Genomic DNA, 14599 nt, shown 5'->3' with positions numbered 1-14599 from the left:
CGGGCGACCCGGCGGGCGTGCGGGACCTGCTCGGGGCCAGGGCGGCGGTGGAACTGCCTGCCGGGCGGCCGGTCGACGCGGCCGGGTTCGCCGAGCTCGCGCGAGACATCCGGTGGGACAAGATGATCGCCGCCGGGCGCACGGTCAGCGCGAGTGTGCGGATCGGTACCGCGCAGGGGGTGGCCTTCGTCGACTTCGCGGCCGACGAGCCGCGGATCGTCGCGGTGACGGTCTTCCTCGACGAACCGCTCGGCCGCTAGTCACCGGCAGCGGGCTCGCGCCCGAGGCGAGTGCCTCGGCCGCCCCCGAGCGGTAGGTTGGGGGCCAGGCCGACGTCTGGAGGTTCGTGTGCATCTGCGTGGTGTGGTTCTCCCCGGGGACGAGGAGCGCGACCTGTGGGTCGTCGACGGGTCCGTCACCTTCGAGCCGGTCGCCGGGGCCGAAACCTTGTGCCGCACCGGCTGGATCGTGCCCGGCCTGGTCGACGCCCACTGTCACGTCGGCATCCGCTACGGCGGCGGCGACGAGACCCGCGAGGGCGCGATCGACCAGGCCGAGACCGAGCGCGACGCCGGTGCGCTGCTGCTGCGCGACGCGGGCTCGCCGATCGACACCCGCTTCATCGACGAGCACGCCGAGCTCCCGCGCATCATCCGCGCGGGCCGCCACATCGCCCGCCCCAAGCGCTACATCCGCGAACTGGGCATCGAGCTCGACGACGAACGCGACCTGCCGGAGATCGTCGCCGAGCAGGCCCGCTTCGGTGACGGCTGGGTCAAGATCGTGGGCGACTGGATCGACCGCTCCGTCGGCGACCTGCGCCCGCTGTGGAGCGACGACATCCTGAAGCAGGCGATCGACGCCGCCCACGCCAACGGCGCCCGCGTCACCGCCCACGTCTTCGGTGAGGACGCTCTGCCCGGCCTGATCAACGCGGGCATCGACTGCCTCGAGCACGGCACCGGCATCACCGACGACACCATCGAGCTGATGCTCGCCCACGGCACCGCCCTGGTCCCCACCCTGATCAATATCGACACCTTCCCCGGCATCGCCGACAGCGCGGGCAAGTTCCCCGTCTACGCCGCCCACATGCGCGACCTGCACCGCCGCGTCCGCGACACGGTCGGCAACGCCCACGAGGCGGGGGTGCCCATCTACGCGGGCACCGACGCGGGCGGTTCCATCCGCCACGGCCGCATCGCCGACGAGATCGCCGCCCTGGGCGGTGCGGGTCTGTCGCCCCACGAGGCCCTGGGCGCCGCGTCCTGGAACGCCCGCGCCTGGCTGGGTCGCCCCGGCATCGAGGAAGGCGCTCCCGCCGACTTCGTCGTCTACTCCGACGACCCCCGCACCACTCCGGCCGCGCTCACCGACCCCGACTGGGTCGTCCTGCGCGGTCTGGTCGTCAAAACCCCGAACCCGGTGACCGGCCACCGCTGACCGGTGGCGGGAACGGCCGATTTCGAGCGGGGTGGGCCGGTCTGGCACAATGAACAACCGTCCTTCCTGGACAGTGTCAGCCCGTCTCCGGTCACGTACCGCGCGGCGGTCACGCACTTCATGCGCGAAACCGGACCCGCAGACCATGCGGGTCGCCGAATCGCGTGGTGACCAAACTACTGAAAGAGGCAGATCAGCATGGCTGTTCGCATCAAGCTCACCCGCCTGGGCAAGATCCGCAACCCGCAGTACCGCGTGGTTGTCGCCGACGCCCGTACCCGTCGTGACGGCCGGGCCATCGAGGCCATCGGCAAGTACCACCCGAAGGAAGAGCCTTCGCTGATCGAGATCGATGCCGATCGCGTCGCGTACTGGCTGTCCGTCGGCGCGCAGCCGACCGAGTCCGTGCAGCGTCTGCTGGAGATCACCGGCGACTGGCAGAAGTTCAAGGGCCTGCCGGGCACCGAGGGCACCCTCAAGGTGAAGGCCGCCAAGCCGTCCAAGCTGGACCTGTTCAACGCCGCGCTGGCCGCCGCCGACAACGAGCCCGTCGCCGAGGCCGTCACCCCCAAGAAGAAGGCCGCCAAGAAGGACGAGGAGGCCGCCGAGGCCCCCGCCGCTGAGGCTGCCGAGTAATGACTGCCGTTGTTGCCGATGCCGTCGAACATCTGGTTCGTGGCATCGTCGCCAACCCCGATGACGTCCGCGTCGAGCTGATCACCGGCCGGCGCGGGCGCACCGTCGAGGTGCACGTCCACCCCGAGGACCTCGGCAAGGTGATCGGGCGCGGTGGTCGTACCGCGACCGCGCTGCGCACCCTGGTCGCCGGCATCGGTGGCCGTGGTATCCGGGTCGACGTGGTCGACACCGACGCCTAGATGGAACTCGTCGTAGGTAGGGTCGCCAAGTCGCACGGCGTGCGCGGCGAACTCGTCGTCGAGGTGCGCACCGACGAGCCGGAACTCCGGTTCGCCCCCGGCGCCACCCTGCACGGCCGGATGCCGAAATCCGCGGCGACCCGCGACTACACCGTGAAGTCGGCCCGAGAGCACTCGGGCCGGCTTCTGGTCTTCGTCGACGGCGTCGCCGACCGCACCGCGGCCGACGCGCTGCGCGGCATGCTCTTCGTGGTCGACAGCGAATCGCTGCCCCCGTCCGAGGACGAGGACGCCTTCTACGACCACGAGCTCGAGGGCCTGCGGGTCGAGCTCACCGACGGCACCGTCGTCGGCGAGGTCACCGAAGTGCTGCATTCGGCCGCGGGCGAACTGCTGTCGGTGCGCGCCGCCGACGACGGCCGCGAGATTCTCATTCCCTTCGTCACCGCCATCGTGCCGACCGTGTCGATCGCCGATGGACTGGTGGTCATCGATCCGCCCGAGGGCCTGCTCGATCCGGAGTAATTCGTGCAACTCGACGTCGTCACGATCTTCCCGGAGTACCTCGAGCCGCTGCGTACCGCGCTGCTCGGCAAGGCCGTCGACAAGGGCCTGATCTCGATCGGTGTGCACGACCTGCGTGATTGGACGCACGACGTGCACAAGTCGGTCGACGATTCGCCCTACGGCGGCGGCCCCGGCATGGTCATGAAGCCCACCGTCTGGGGTGATGCGCTGGACGCGGTCTGCCCCGACGACGCCCTGCTCGTCGTGCCCACGCCCGCGGGCGTGCCGTTCACCCAGGCCACCGCGCAGCGCTGGTCCACCGAGCGCCACCTCGTCTTCGCGTGTGGCCGCTACGAGGGCATCGACCAGCGCGTCTTCGACGACGCCGCCCGTCGCGTGCGCGTCGAGGAGGTGAGCATCGGCGACTACGTGCTCATCGGCGGCGAGGCGGCCGTGCTGGTGATGACCGAGGCCGTGGTGCGCTTGATCCCCGGCGTGCTCGGCAATCAGCAGTCTCACCAGGAGGATTCGTTCTCCGACGGACTGCTCGAGGGTCCCAGCTACACCCGCCCGGTGTCCTGGCGCGGCCTGGACGTGCCGCCGATCCTGCTCTCCGGCGATCACGCCAAGGTGGCCGCCTGGCGGCACGAGCAGGCGCTGGAACGCACCCGCGACCGCAGGCCGGATCTGCTCCCGGAGCCGGAACTCCCGCGCTAGGCGGGCACCACCCGGGTGGTGATACAGAACGGGTGCCCCGCCGGGTCGAGCAGGACACGCCAGCGCGGATCCTGTTGCACCGGAGCTGGTTTGGCGCCTATCGCCATCGCGTGCTGTTCGCACAGATCCAGGTCGGCATCGGCGGCCAGCTCCAGCTGCACGGCGGCGCTGCCCGGCCACTGCGGCGGGTAGTAGTCCTCGACCCGTTGCGCGGCGACCGTCAGTCCCGAGGGGAGCCGGATTCCGACGCTGTGGACGTCGTTCCACAGCACGCGGCCACCGAGCAGCCCGAGATAGAAGCGGGCGAGGGTTTCGGGGTCGTCACAGTCCAGCGAGACGCCGGCCAATTGGAAAGGCTCCGTCATCGGACCGACGCTACCGGGCCGGATCGACGTCGAGATTGTTTTGTCCCAAAGATATTCGGGTATCCGCAGGGGTAATTCGTTGTGTCATCGTCCAGGGCGAGGATTGCTCGTTCCATCCGGAACAGCTTCCGGCGCAACGGTACTCGGCCGATCGGGCGGTGTGCTCCGGCCGTGCCGCCCATGTGCCCAGTACAGACCGTGCGGCCCTGGAGGATTCGAGGCCCGGCCCGGTCGGAAGCGTCCCGGACGCGAGCCCCGGGCCGGGGGGCGTACTCGGCGGCATCGTCGATCGCGGGTGCGCGCACCGGCCGTCAGGACGGCCGCGAGGGTGACCGATCACACATCAGGGCAGCAGTCCGTGGCGCCGAGCCAGCGCCACCGCTTCGTGCCGAGTTCGTGCGTCGAGTTTGGTCATCGCCTGCCGCAGATAGCTCTTGACGGTCTCGGCACCCAGTGAGAGCCGCAGCGCCGCTTCCTGATTCGTGCAGCCGAGCGCGATCTGGGCGAGGACGTCGAGTTCGCGTCGCGACAGCCGGGGCACCTCCGCCGCCGACTCACCCGCCAGCACTCCCGTCAGCCGATCGCACACCCCGGACAGTTGCGCACGCACCCCCGCGTCGCCGCTGGCCGCCGCCAGAGCCCGCAGCTCGGCGTGGATCTCGCGCAGTTCCTCGGTGACCGCCGGAGCGGCGGCAGGCGTGGGCGCCGTGAGCGCGAGCATCCTGACCCGCCGGTCCACCTCGTCGCGCACCGCGATCTCGGCGGCCAGCCGTCTGCTCGACTGCAGGATCACCTCGGTCGTGCGATCGCCGATCGGGCCGGCGCCCCGGGTGGCCGCGTACAGCACCGCGCGCGGCCGGTCGTCCACCACGACCGGCACCGCGACCACCGAGCGCAGCCCCTCGCCGCATACCGGGCCGTCGTAGTGGTGGGTGATGGTGGAGGCGCCGCGATAGTCGGCCACCGAGGCGGGCCTGCGTAGGTCCATAGCCTGGCCGCCGAGCCCGGACGTGCGCAGCACCGTGAGGCCGCGGAGCCCCGTGGTGACGGTGCCGACGAACTCGGTGAGCAGCAGGGCGTCCTCGTCGACCGCGCCGCCGAAGATCACCGGGACGTCCGCCCGGCGCGCCACCCAGCGGATCTCCGCGCGCAGGGCATCGCCGTCGCGGGGGCGCAACAGAGCAGTGGCCGGCATCGGTCACCCCTTTTCGGGGGTAGTGGCGAACGTGAGGTGTGCCACATTCTAGGACAAGACCTGGCGGCCCGGTCCAGGTGTTGAGGAGAACTGCGATGAGTACCGACCTGGACGCGCGGGTGCGCGACCTGCTCGAGTGTTACGACGGACCCGAGGCCACCGCGGCCGACCTGCTGTGTGATCGCCATCCGGCCGAGCGGATCGCGTTCACCGTCGTCGAGTCCGATCTGAGTGCGCACGATCTGACCTACGGCGAACTGCGGGAACGATCGGCCCGCTTCGCCGCGGCGCTGGCCGGGCTCGGTGTCGAGCCGGGCGACCGGGTCGCGACACTGATGGCCAAGTCCGCCGATCTGGTCGTGGCGCTGCTCGGCATCTGGCGGCGAGGCGCGGTGCACGTTCCGCTGTTCACCGCCTTCGCGCCGCCCGCGATCGGCTTCCGGCTCGCGGCCAGCCGCACGAAGGTGGTCGTCGCCGACGCCGACCAGGCGGCGAAGCTGGCCGTGAGCGCCGACATCCCCGCCGATCCGGATCGCCGCACGATCATCGTCGGCGAGACCGAGGTCCCCGGGGCGCTGCGTTTCGCCGACCTGCTCGCCGCGCACCGAGCCGACGACCCGCGCGCGGTCCCGGTGGCCGTCGGGGGTGACGGCCTGCTGGTCCAGCTGTTCACCAGCGGCACCACCGGCACCCCCAAGGGCGTCCCGATCCCCGTGCGATCGCTGGCGTCGTTCCACGCCTACCAGGAGTTCGCCCTGGACGTGCGGCCCGAGGACGTCTACTGGAACGCCGCCGACCCGGGCTGGGCGTACGGGCTCTATTACGCGATCCTGGCCCCGCTGGCGACCGGCACCCGCAGCCTGCTGCTGCACGCCGGTTTCTCGGCTCCGCTCACCCTCGACGTCCTGCGCCGCTTCGGCGTCACCAACTTCGCCGCCGCGCCGACGGTCTACCGGGCGCTGCGCGCGGGCGCCGTCCCCGAGGGGATCACGCTGCGTCGGGCGTCGTCGGCGGGCGAGCCGCTCACCCCCGATGTCGTCGCCTGGTCGGAGCGGGCGCTCGGGGTCGCGGTGCGCGATCACTACGGCCAGACCGAGCACGGCATGGTCATCTGCCATGCCTGGCATCCCGACGTCGACCGGCCCGCCCCGCTCGGGTCGATGGGCACCCAGCTGCCCGGCTGGACCTGCGCGGTCCTGTCCGACGACGCCGATGTCGAGGCCGCGCCCGGCGAGATCGGCCGGGTCGCCATCGACACCGATCACAGCCCGCTGCTGTGGTTTCTCGGTTACCTCGACGCCCCCGAACGCACCGCGAGCCGGTTCACCGCCGACGGCCGCTGGTACCTCACCGGTGACGTCGGCGCCCGCGACATCGACGGCTTCTTCCATTTCAGCTCCCGCGACGACGACGTGATCATCATGGCCGGCTACCGGATCGGCCCGTTCGAGGTCGAGAGCGTGCTGGTGCTGCACGATCAGGTCGCCGAGGCCGCCGTCGTCGGCATGCCCGACGAGCTGCGCGGCGAGGTCCTCGAAGCGTTCGTCGTGCTGCGTGACGGCGCGACCGGGGACGACGAGCTGACCGCCGAACTGCAGCGGCTGGTCAAGGACAAGTTCGCGGCGCACGCCTACCCCCGGCAGGTCCACTACGTGGCGAGCCTGCCCAAGACACCGAGTGGCAAGGTGCAGCGTTTCCTGCTGCGCGGCAAGGAGACCCGCTGATGCCCGAACTGAGCTACGCCTACGGCCTGGCCGACACCCCGTTGCTCGGCGACACCATCGGCGCGAACCTCGATCGCACCGTGGCCGCCCACCCGGACCGCGACGCGCTGATCGACCGCCCGACCGGACGGCGCTGGACCTACCGCGAACTCGGCGTCGCCGTCGACGCCGTGGCGACCGGTCTGGCCGACCTCGGCATCGGCGCCGGCGACCGGGTCGGGATCTGGGCGCCCAACTGCGCGGAGTGGTTCTTCGTGCAGTACGCCACGGCGAAACTGGGCGCGGTGCTGGTCAATATCAACCCCGCCTATCGCACCAGCGAACTCGAGTACGTGCTGCGGCAGGCGGGTATCCGCCAGCTGATCGCGGCGCCGGAGTTCAAGACCTCGGACTATGTGGCGATGATCGACGAGGTCCGGCCGAATTGTCCCGATCTGGAGCAGGTGCTCATCCTCGGGCGGCCGCAGTGGCAGCGGGTCGCGGCCACCGAACCCGATGCCGCGCGTCTGGCCGGCATCGCCGCGACGCTGTCGGCCGACGACCCGATCAATATCCAATACACCTCGGGCACCACGGGTTTCCCGAAGGGCGCCACGCTCAGCCACCACAACATCCTCAACAACGGCTTCTTCGTCGGCGAACTGTGCGGCTACACCGAGCTCGACCGGATCTGCGTGCCGGTGCCGTACTACCACTGCTTCGGCATGGTCATGGGCAATCTCGCGGCCACCTCGCACGGTGCGGCCGTGGTGATCCCGGCGCCCGCGTTCGACCCGGCGGCGACCCTGGCCGCCGTCGCCGCCGAGCGCTGCACCTCGCTCTACGGCGTCCCGACGATGTTCATCGCGATGCTGGCCGAGCTCGACGCCGGTGCCACCCCGGATCTGTCGAGCCTGCGCACCGGCATCATGGCGGGCTCGCCATGCCCGGTGGAGGTGATGAAACGGGTCATCGACCAGCTCGGGATGGCCGAGGTGTCCATCTGTTACGGCATGACCGAGACCTCGCCGGTGTCCACCCAGACCCGCAGCGACGACAGCATCGAGCGCCGCACCGCCACCGTCGGCCGGGTCGGGCCGCACCTCGAGGTGAAGGTGGTCGACCCGGCGACCGGACGCACCCTGCCGCGCGGCGAGGCGGGCGAACTGTGCACCCGCGGCTACTCGGTGATGCTCGGCTACTGGGACCAGCCCGACAAGACCGCCGAGGCGATCGACGCGGCCCGGTGGATGCACACCGGCGACATCGGCGTCATGGACGACGACGGCTACCTCTCGGTCACCGGCCGGATCAAGGACATGGTGATCCGCGGCGGCGAGAACATCTACCCCCGCGAAATCGAGGAATTCCTCTACACCCACCCCGATGTCGTCGACGCCCAGGTGATCGGCGTCCCCGACGACAAGTACGGCGAGGAATTGATGGTCTGGCTCCGGCTGCGCGAGGGCGCGCCGCTGCTCGACGCCGCCGCAGTCCGGGCCTTCTGCACCGGCCGCCTGGCCCACTACAAGATCCCGCGCTACGTCCATGTCGTCGACGAGTTCCCGATGACGGTCACCGGCAAGATCCGCAAGGCCGAGATGCGCGAGCTGGCCAGGGACATCCTCGGCTGATCGACCGGACCCCGCCTCTCCCGGCAGATGACGTGACACGCCGCCGGATGCACAACCGGCTGATAGCGTGTCCGGCGAATCGCCGGGGGAGCCGGGGTTCTCCGATGATGGTGGGGGAGACGGTGATCCGTCGAGCGACGATGGTGGCGATGTCGGTCTGCGCGCTGGTCGCGGCGAGTGCGGGAACCGCGGGCGCCGACCCGGGGATCGCGGTGCTGCCGGGCCCGACCGGTGCGTTCCCGGTGGGGACGACCACCCTGCACCTGGCAGACGCGGATCGGCCCGATCCGTTCGCGCCCGACGTGGCCAGGGAGCTGATGGTCTCGGTGTTCTATCCGGCGACGGAGGTGGACCGGTACCCGCGCGGGCACTACGTCTCGACCGAGCTTATTCCCGGGCTGGAGCAGACGCTGGGCATCGATCTCCCCGGCGCGCTGACCCATGCCGCTCGCGGGGCGCCCGCGCGGACCGGCGACAGCTACCCGGTCGTGCTGTACACGCCGGGCGCGGGCGTCTCGCGGATCCTCGGGACCGGTCTCGCCGAGGACCTCGCCTCCCGCGGCTACGTGGTCGTGACCGTCGACCACACCTACGAAACCGGGCCCGCCGTCGAGTTTCCCGGCGGCCGGATCGTGCGCCCCGCGCCCGTGCCGAACGGTTTCGACACCGCCATCCGCGCGAAGTACATCGAGGCCAGATTGCTCGACGTCCGCCTCGTCCTCGACAGCCTCACCCGTCTCGCGAGCGGGGAGAACCCGGATGCCGAGCGGGACGCTCTGCCTTCGGATCTGGGCCGGGTGCTCGACCTCGACCGGGTCGGTGCCGTCGGCCATTCCTCCGGTGGCTACACCGCGGTGGAGGCCATGCACGAGGACCGGCGTATCGACGCGGCCGTCGATCTGGACGGCCAGCTCGGCGTGGACGAGGCGTTCGGCCGCGCGGTGACCGAGGGTGTCGACCGACCGACGCTGGTGCTGACCAGCAGCCAGATCGAGGAGGTCGGCGACGCCAATCCCTCGCTCGACGCCTTCTGGCGGTCCGCGACCGGTTGGAAACGCCATCTCGCCATAGCGAATTCGGCCCACTACGACTTCACCGACATGCCGTGGTTGGTGCCCGGATCGGCCCGGCCGCTCGCCGCGCGGTACATCGGCACCATCGACCCTGGTCGGATGGCGTTTCTCGTGCGCGCCTATGTCGCCGCGATGTTCGACAAGTTCCTGCGCGAGCGCACCGATACACCGCTGGATCGTCCCGCGGACGAGGCCGAGGTGACAACGGTCCGCTGACCTGGGAGTCGGCCGGGTGTCGGGGAAGAGCTGTAGTCTCTGCGGTCGTGACGACAGCGCCCGAGACCGCCCGTTCGACGTCGAACGGCACTCCGACCGACAGCACGACCATCCTCGCCAGCGTGGGCAGGCGGATCGCCGACGAACTGGGGGTGCGCGAGACCCAGGTCCGCGCCGCCGTCGAACTGCTCGACGGCGGTTCGACGGTGCCGTTCATCGCGCGCTACCGCAAGGAGGTCACCGGCGGCCTCGACGATGCCCAGTTGCGTCAGCTCGACGAACGGCTCGGCTACCTGCGCGAGCTCGACGAGCGGCGCGGCGCGATCATCGAATCCATCCGTGGCCAGGGCAAACTCGACCCGGCGCTGCATCAGCAGATCATGCTCGCCGAGACCAAGGCCCGCCTCGAGGACATCTACCTGCCGTACAAGCCCAAGCGCCGCACCAAGGCGCAGATCGCGCGTGAGGCCGGGCACGAGCCGGTGGCCGACGCGCTGATCGGCGACCCGACCACCGATCCGGCCGGCTACACCGCCGAACAGCTCGAGGGCGCCCGCGCCATCCTGGTCGAGCGCTTCGCCGAGGATGCCGACCTGGTCGGCGAGCTGCGTGAACTGATGTGGAACCGCGGTCAGGTCACCTCGACCGTCCGCGCGGGCAAGGAGGAAGCGGGCGCCAAGTTCGCCGACTACTTCGAATTCAGCGAGCCGTTCCACAAGCTGCCCTCGCACCGGATCCTGGCGCTGCTGCGCGGCGAGAAGGAAGAGGTGCTCACCCTGCATCTCGAGCCCGACACCGAGGAGCCCGCGCCGGGCGAGCGCACGATCTACGAGGGCCGCATCGCCGTCGCCTTCGGCATCGCCGACCAGGGCCGCCCGGCCGACTCCTGGCTGCTCGACACCGTGCGCTGGGCCTGGCGGACCAAGCTGCAGGTGAGCCTCGGCATCGACACCAGGATGCGGTTGCGCCAGGCCGCCGAGAAGGACGCGGTGGACGTGTTCGCCGCGAACCTGCGCGACCTGCTGCTGGCCGCACCGGCGGGCACCCGCACCACCATGGGCCTGGACCCCGGCTACCGCACCGGCGTGAAGGTCGCGGTGGTCGACTCGACCGGCAAGGCCGTGGCGACCGAGGTCATCTACCCGCACAAGCCGCAGGGCCAGACCGAGAAGTCGCTGGCCGTGCTCGCCGCGCTGGTCGCCCGGTTCGGCGTGGAGCTCATCGCCATCGGCAACGGCACCGCCTCGCGCGAGACCGATGCCCTGGCCACTGAACTGATCTCGCGCATCCCCGAGAACAAGCCGACCAAGATCGTGGTCTCGGAGGCGGGCGCCTCGGTGTACTCGGCCTCGGCCTACGCCTCGGCCGAACTGCCCGACATGGACGTGTCGCTGCGCGGCGCGGTCTCCATCGCCCGCCGCCTGCAGGATCCGCTGGCCGAGCTGGTGAAGATCGACCCCAAGTCGATCGGCGTCGGCCAGTACCAGCACGACGTCTCCGAGACGCTGCTGGCCCGTTCGCTGGGCGCGGTGGTCGAGGACGCGGTGAACGCGGTCGGCGTCGACGTCAACACGGCCTCGGTGCCGCTGCTCTCGCGCGTGTCCGGTGTCTCCGGCTCGGTCGCGGAAAGCATTGTGGCCCACCGCGACCAGAACGGCCCCTTCCGCAGCCGGACCGCACTGCTCGAGGTGCCCCGGCTCGGCCCCAAGGCCTTCGAACAGTGCGCGGGCTTCCTGCGCATCCGCGGCGGCGACGACCCGCTCGACACCTCCGCCGTGCACCCCGAGGCCTATCCGGTGGTGCGCCGCATCCTCGAGCACACCGGCCGCCCGATGGCCGAGATCATCGGCAACACCGGCACCCTGCGCGCGCTGCGGCCCGCCGACTTCACCGACGAGAAGTTCGGTGTACCCACCGTCAGCGACATCATCGCCGAGTTGGAGAAGCCCGGCCGCGACCCGCGACCGGAGTTCAAGACCGCCGAGTTCGCCGCGGGCGTGGAGAAGGTCGCCGACCTGAAGCCGGGGATGGTGCTCGAAGGCGTCGTCACCAATGTGGCCGCGTTCGGCGCGTTCGTCGACGTCGGCGTGCACCAGGACGGCCTCGTGCACGTCTCGGCCATGTCGCACACCTTCGTCAAGGACCCGCGTGAGGTGGTCAAGTCCGGTGACGTCGTGAAGGTCAAGGTGCTGGAGGTCGACGTCGCCCGCCAGCGCATCGGGCTGAGTTTGCGGCTCGACGACGAGCCCGGAAAGCCCGCCCAGGGGGACAATCGTGGTGGCGGCGCACCGCGCGGCCAGGGCCGTGGTCAGGGTCGTCCGCAGGGCGGCCGTGGTCAGGGCTCGGATCGTGGACAGGCGCAGGGACGTGGCCAGGCCCCACAGGGGCGTGGCGGCAACCAGCGCAAGCCCGCGGCCGAGCCGAGCGGATCGATGGCCGACGCGCTGCGCCGGGCGGGATTCGGCGGCAAGTAACTCGACGACAGGGCGGGCGGCATGCGACGGTGGCTCGAAGACGATGTGATCGCGCACGGCCGCCTGCCCCTGTTGTGCTTCCTGCTGGGGTTCATCCTCGGTTTCGTGGTCATCCGGATCAGCGTGCGGATGATCCGGGCCAACGTGCGCTGGTGGCCGGGCAATGTCAAAGCCGGCGACACCCACATCCACCACATGGTCTTCGGCGTCATCACGGTGCTGCTGACCGGCATCGGGCTGATCGCCACCGCCGAGGACTCCACCCAGGTCACCTCCAGCGTGCTCGCCGCCCTGTTCGGGGTCGGCGCGGCGCTGGTGCTCGACGAGTTCGCGCTGATCTTCTACCTGCGTGACGTCTACTGGGAGGAGCAGGGCCGCACCTCGGTCGACGCGGTCTTCGTCGCCCTCGCGGTGACCGGCCTGCTGCTGCTCGGCGTGCAACCGGCGACCTTCCTCGACTACGACGACTTCCGGCAGTCGCGCGGCATCGGCGTCCGCATCGCGGTCCTGGGCACCCTGCTGCTGAATCTGGGACTGGCGGCGGTGGTGATCGCCAAGGGCAAGATCTGGACGGGCCTGTTCGGCATGTTCTTCACCCCGCTGCTGCTGATCGGCGCGATCCGGCTCAGCAGGCCGGGCGCGCCGTGGGCGCGCTGGCGCTACGGCAACCGGCACAAGACCATGAACCGGGCCATCGCCAGGGAACGGCGCTATCGGCGCCCGGTGATCCGCGCGAAGATCTTCATCCAGGACCTGATCGCGGGCAAGCCCGATGTCGAGCACGCCAAGACGGCGGCCGAAGCCGAGCTCGCGCGCCGGGTGGTCGCGGCACCGCCCGCACCGCCGCCCCATCCCCATCTGCTCCCGCGCAGCCGGGCCGAGGCCGCGGCCGACACCACCGCGGGCGAGTGACCGGGGTCGCCCGATTTCAGTCCGGAGTGCCTGGTCTGGCACAATGAACCGGTTGCCTCGGCCGAGTTGTGTCCGTGAGCACTCCTGTTCTGAGCATGAACCGGTCGAGCGCGTCAGTGCCGCCAGGTTCCTCTGTTCGCGCAAAGAATCCGAAAAGGTGGAAAATGAACACCCTTGACTTCGTCGACGAGAAGTCGCTGCGTAGCGATGTCCCCGATTTCCGTCCGGGCGACACCCTGAACGTGCACGTGAAGGTCATCGAAGGCTCGAAGGAGCGCATCCAGGTCTTCAAGGGCGTCGTGATCCGGCGTCAGGGCGGCGGCATCGGCGAGACCTTCACGGTCCGCAAGGTGTCCTTCGGTGTCGGTGTCGAGCGCACCTTCCCGGTGCACAGCCCCAACATCGACCACATCGATGTCGTGACCCGCGGTGACGTGCGTCGCGCCAAGCTGTACTACCTGCGCGATCTGCGCGGTAAGGCCGCCAAGATCAAGGAAAAGCGCTGATCTCGCGGTAGCTGTTCGCAGCACAGAATTTTCCGGTAGCCCGGCGCTCCGACTTCGGTCGGGGCGCCGGGCTACTCTGTTCGGCGTGGCAGACGAAAGTGGGTCGGTGTCGGTGTCCGATTCGGGCGACGAAGGTGGGCGGCGCGAGCGCAAGCGCGGCGACAAGAAGCAGCGACCGTTCTGGCAGGAGCTGCCGATTCTGATCGTGATCGCGGCTGTGATCGCCGCGCTGATGGTGACTTTCGTCGGACGGCCGTATGTGATTCCGTCGCAGTCGATGGAGAACACGCTGCTGATCGGCGACCGCATCTATGTCGAGAAGATCAGTTACTACGGTTCCGATCCCGGCCCCGGCGACGTCGTGGTCTTCGTCGGCCCGCCGTCGTGGAACGGGCACTACAAGTCGGTCCGCTCCGACAACACGGTCGTGCGCGGGTTGCAGAACTTCCTGTCCTACTTCGGGCTGGTCCCGCCGGACGAGAACGATCTGGTCAAGCGCGTCATCGCCGTCGGCGGGCAGACCGTGCAGTGCTGTGATCCGCAGGGCCGGGTGATGGTCGACGGCAAGCCGCTCGACGAGCCGTACATCAAGAAGGACTACCCCTGGTTCACCGACCGCCCCAACGCGGTCTACCCGGCGGGCCGGGTGTTCGGCCCGGTGAAGGTGCCCGAGGGCAACCTGTGGGTGATGGGCGACAACCGCAACGAGTCGGCCGATTCGCGCGCCCACGTCAGCGACGATCTGCAGGGCACCGTGCCGGTGGACAACGTGCGCGGCAAGACGGTGTTCAAGATCTGGCCGCCGAGCCGGATGGGGCCGGTGAAGACGCAGAACGCGCAGGAAAACTGACACGCGACGAGACACGGGGACAATCGAACTGTGGGGCAGGATCGGACCAACTGGCCGCCGCGGGTGGTGATGCGCCGGGCCGGGGGCCTGCGCACGCTCGAGGCGGCGCTCATCCGCGGCGGCCTC

14 protein-coding genes and 1 pseudogene are annotated in these 14599 nt (G+C 70.1%); 13 read left to right on the top strand and 2 right to left on the bottom strand.

Going from position 1 to position 14599, the window contains the following annotated elements:
- The 6 genes and pseudogenes from V8688_RS27775 to trmD all read left to right on the top strand — a co-directional run.
- Window positions 1-260 (top strand): annotated as a pseudogene (locus V8688_RS27775) (hypothetical protein); the annotation flags it as partial.
- An 88-nt stretch (window positions 261-348) separates the two neighbouring features.
- Entirely contained in the window at window positions 349-1443 is a 1095-nt protein-coding gene (locus V8688_RS27770; protein ID WP_218716826.1) for an amidohydrolase family protein, read from the top strand.
- 198 nt (window positions 1444-1641) lie between these two features.
- The gene (gene rpsP / locus V8688_RS27765; RefSeq protein ID WP_218716827.1) at window positions 1642-2079 is read left to right on the top strand and encodes a 30S ribosomal protein S16; all 438 of its coding nucleotides are present in this window, start codon (window positions 1642-1644) and stop codon (window positions 2077-2079) included.
- Window positions 2079-2321 carry an RNA-binding protein gene (locus tag V8688_RS27760; protein ID WP_019048210.1) on the top strand — a complete coding sequence of 81 codons (243 nt, stop codon included), beginning with the start codon at window positions 2079-2081 and terminating at the stop codon, window positions 2319-2321. Before rpsP ends, V8688_RS27760 begins: the two co-directional genes overlap by 1 nt.
- Complete coding sequence (gene rimM, locus V8688_RS27755) at window positions 2322-2846, top strand: ribosome maturation factor RimM (RefSeq protein ID WP_218716828.1); 525 nt, start codon at window positions 2322-2324, stop codon at window positions 2844-2846.
- 3 nt (window positions 2847-2849) lie between these two features.
- Window positions 2850-3545 carry a tRNA (guanosine(37)-N1)-methyltransferase TrmD gene (trmD, locus tag V8688_RS27750; RefSeq protein WP_218716829.1) on the top strand — a complete coding sequence of 232 codons (696 nt, stop codon included), beginning with the start codon at window positions 2850-2852 and terminating at the stop codon, window positions 3543-3545.
- Here the strand turns inward: trmD and V8688_RS27745 are convergent.
- Entirely contained in the window at window positions 3542-3910 is a 369-nt protein-coding gene (locus V8688_RS27745; protein ID WP_218716830.1) for a VOC family protein, read from the bottom strand. The two genes, trmD and V8688_RS27745, sit on opposite strands and share 4 nt — an antisense overlap.
- Window positions 3911-4253: 343 nt before the next feature.
- The gene (locus tag V8688_RS27740) at window positions 4254-5105 is read right to left on the bottom strand and encodes a LuxR C-terminal-related transcriptional regulator (protein ID WP_218716831.1); all 852 of its coding nucleotides are present in this window, start codon (window positions 5103-5105) and stop codon (window positions 4254-4256) included.
- Between the two features lie 95 nt (window positions 5106-5200).
- Here V8688_RS27740 and V8688_RS27735 point away from each other — a divergent pair, with 95 nt between their 5' ends.
- The 7 genes from V8688_RS27735 to lepB all read left to right on the top strand — a co-directional run bounded on the left by V8688_RS27735 (window position 5201) and on the right by lepB (window position 14473).
- Window positions 5201-6829 carry an AMP-binding protein gene (locus tag V8688_RS27735; protein WP_342802035.1) on the top strand — a complete coding sequence of 543 codons (1629 nt, stop codon included), beginning with the start codon at window positions 5201-5203 and terminating at the stop codon, window positions 6827-6829.
- Window positions 6829-8442 carry an AMP-binding protein gene (locus V8688_RS27730; protein WP_342802034.1) on the top strand — a complete coding sequence of 538 codons (1614 nt, stop codon included), beginning with the start codon at window positions 6829-6831 and terminating at the stop codon, window positions 8440-8442. Before V8688_RS27735 ends, V8688_RS27730 begins: the two co-directional genes overlap by 1 nt.
- Window positions 8443-8546: 104 nt before the next feature.
- Window positions 8547-9731, top strand: a complete 1185-nt coding sequence (locus tag V8688_RS27725; protein ID WP_342802033.1) for a hypothetical protein — start codon at window positions 8547-8549, stop codon at window positions 9729-9731.
- 47 nt (window positions 9732-9778) lie between these two features.
- Window positions 9779-12205: a Tex family protein gene (locus V8688_RS27720; RefSeq protein ID WP_342802032.1), complete on the top strand. Its 2427-nt coding sequence runs from the start codon at window positions 9779-9781 to the stop codon at window positions 12203-12205.
- 21 nt (window positions 12206-12226) lie between these two features.
- The gene (locus tag V8688_RS27715; RefSeq protein ID WP_342802031.1) at window positions 12227-13117 is read left to right on the top strand and encodes a hypothetical protein; all 891 of its coding nucleotides are present in this window, start codon (window positions 12227-12229) and stop codon (window positions 13115-13117) included.
- A 164-nt stretch (window positions 13118-13281) separates the two neighbouring features.
- The gene (gene rplS / locus V8688_RS27710) at window positions 13282-13623 is read left to right on the top strand and encodes a 50S ribosomal protein L19 (RefSeq protein WP_019048201.1); all 342 of its coding nucleotides are present in this window, start codon (window positions 13282-13284) and stop codon (window positions 13621-13623) included.
- Window positions 13624-13729: 106 nt separating this feature from the next.
- Complete coding sequence (lepB, locus tag V8688_RS27705) at window positions 13730-14473, top strand: signal peptidase I (RefSeq protein ID WP_218716845.1); 744 nt, start codon at window positions 13730-13732, stop codon at window positions 14471-14473.
- Window positions 14474-14599 lie beyond the last annotated feature (126 nt).

This window comes from Nocardia sp. No.11 (assembly GCF_038752175.1).
GTDB classification, from domain to species: domain Bacteria; phylum Actinomycetota; class Actinomycetes; order Mycobacteriales; family Mycobacteriaceae; genus Nocardia; species Nocardia canadensis.
This window is presented reverse-complemented; position numbering and strand designations above follow the sequence as displayed.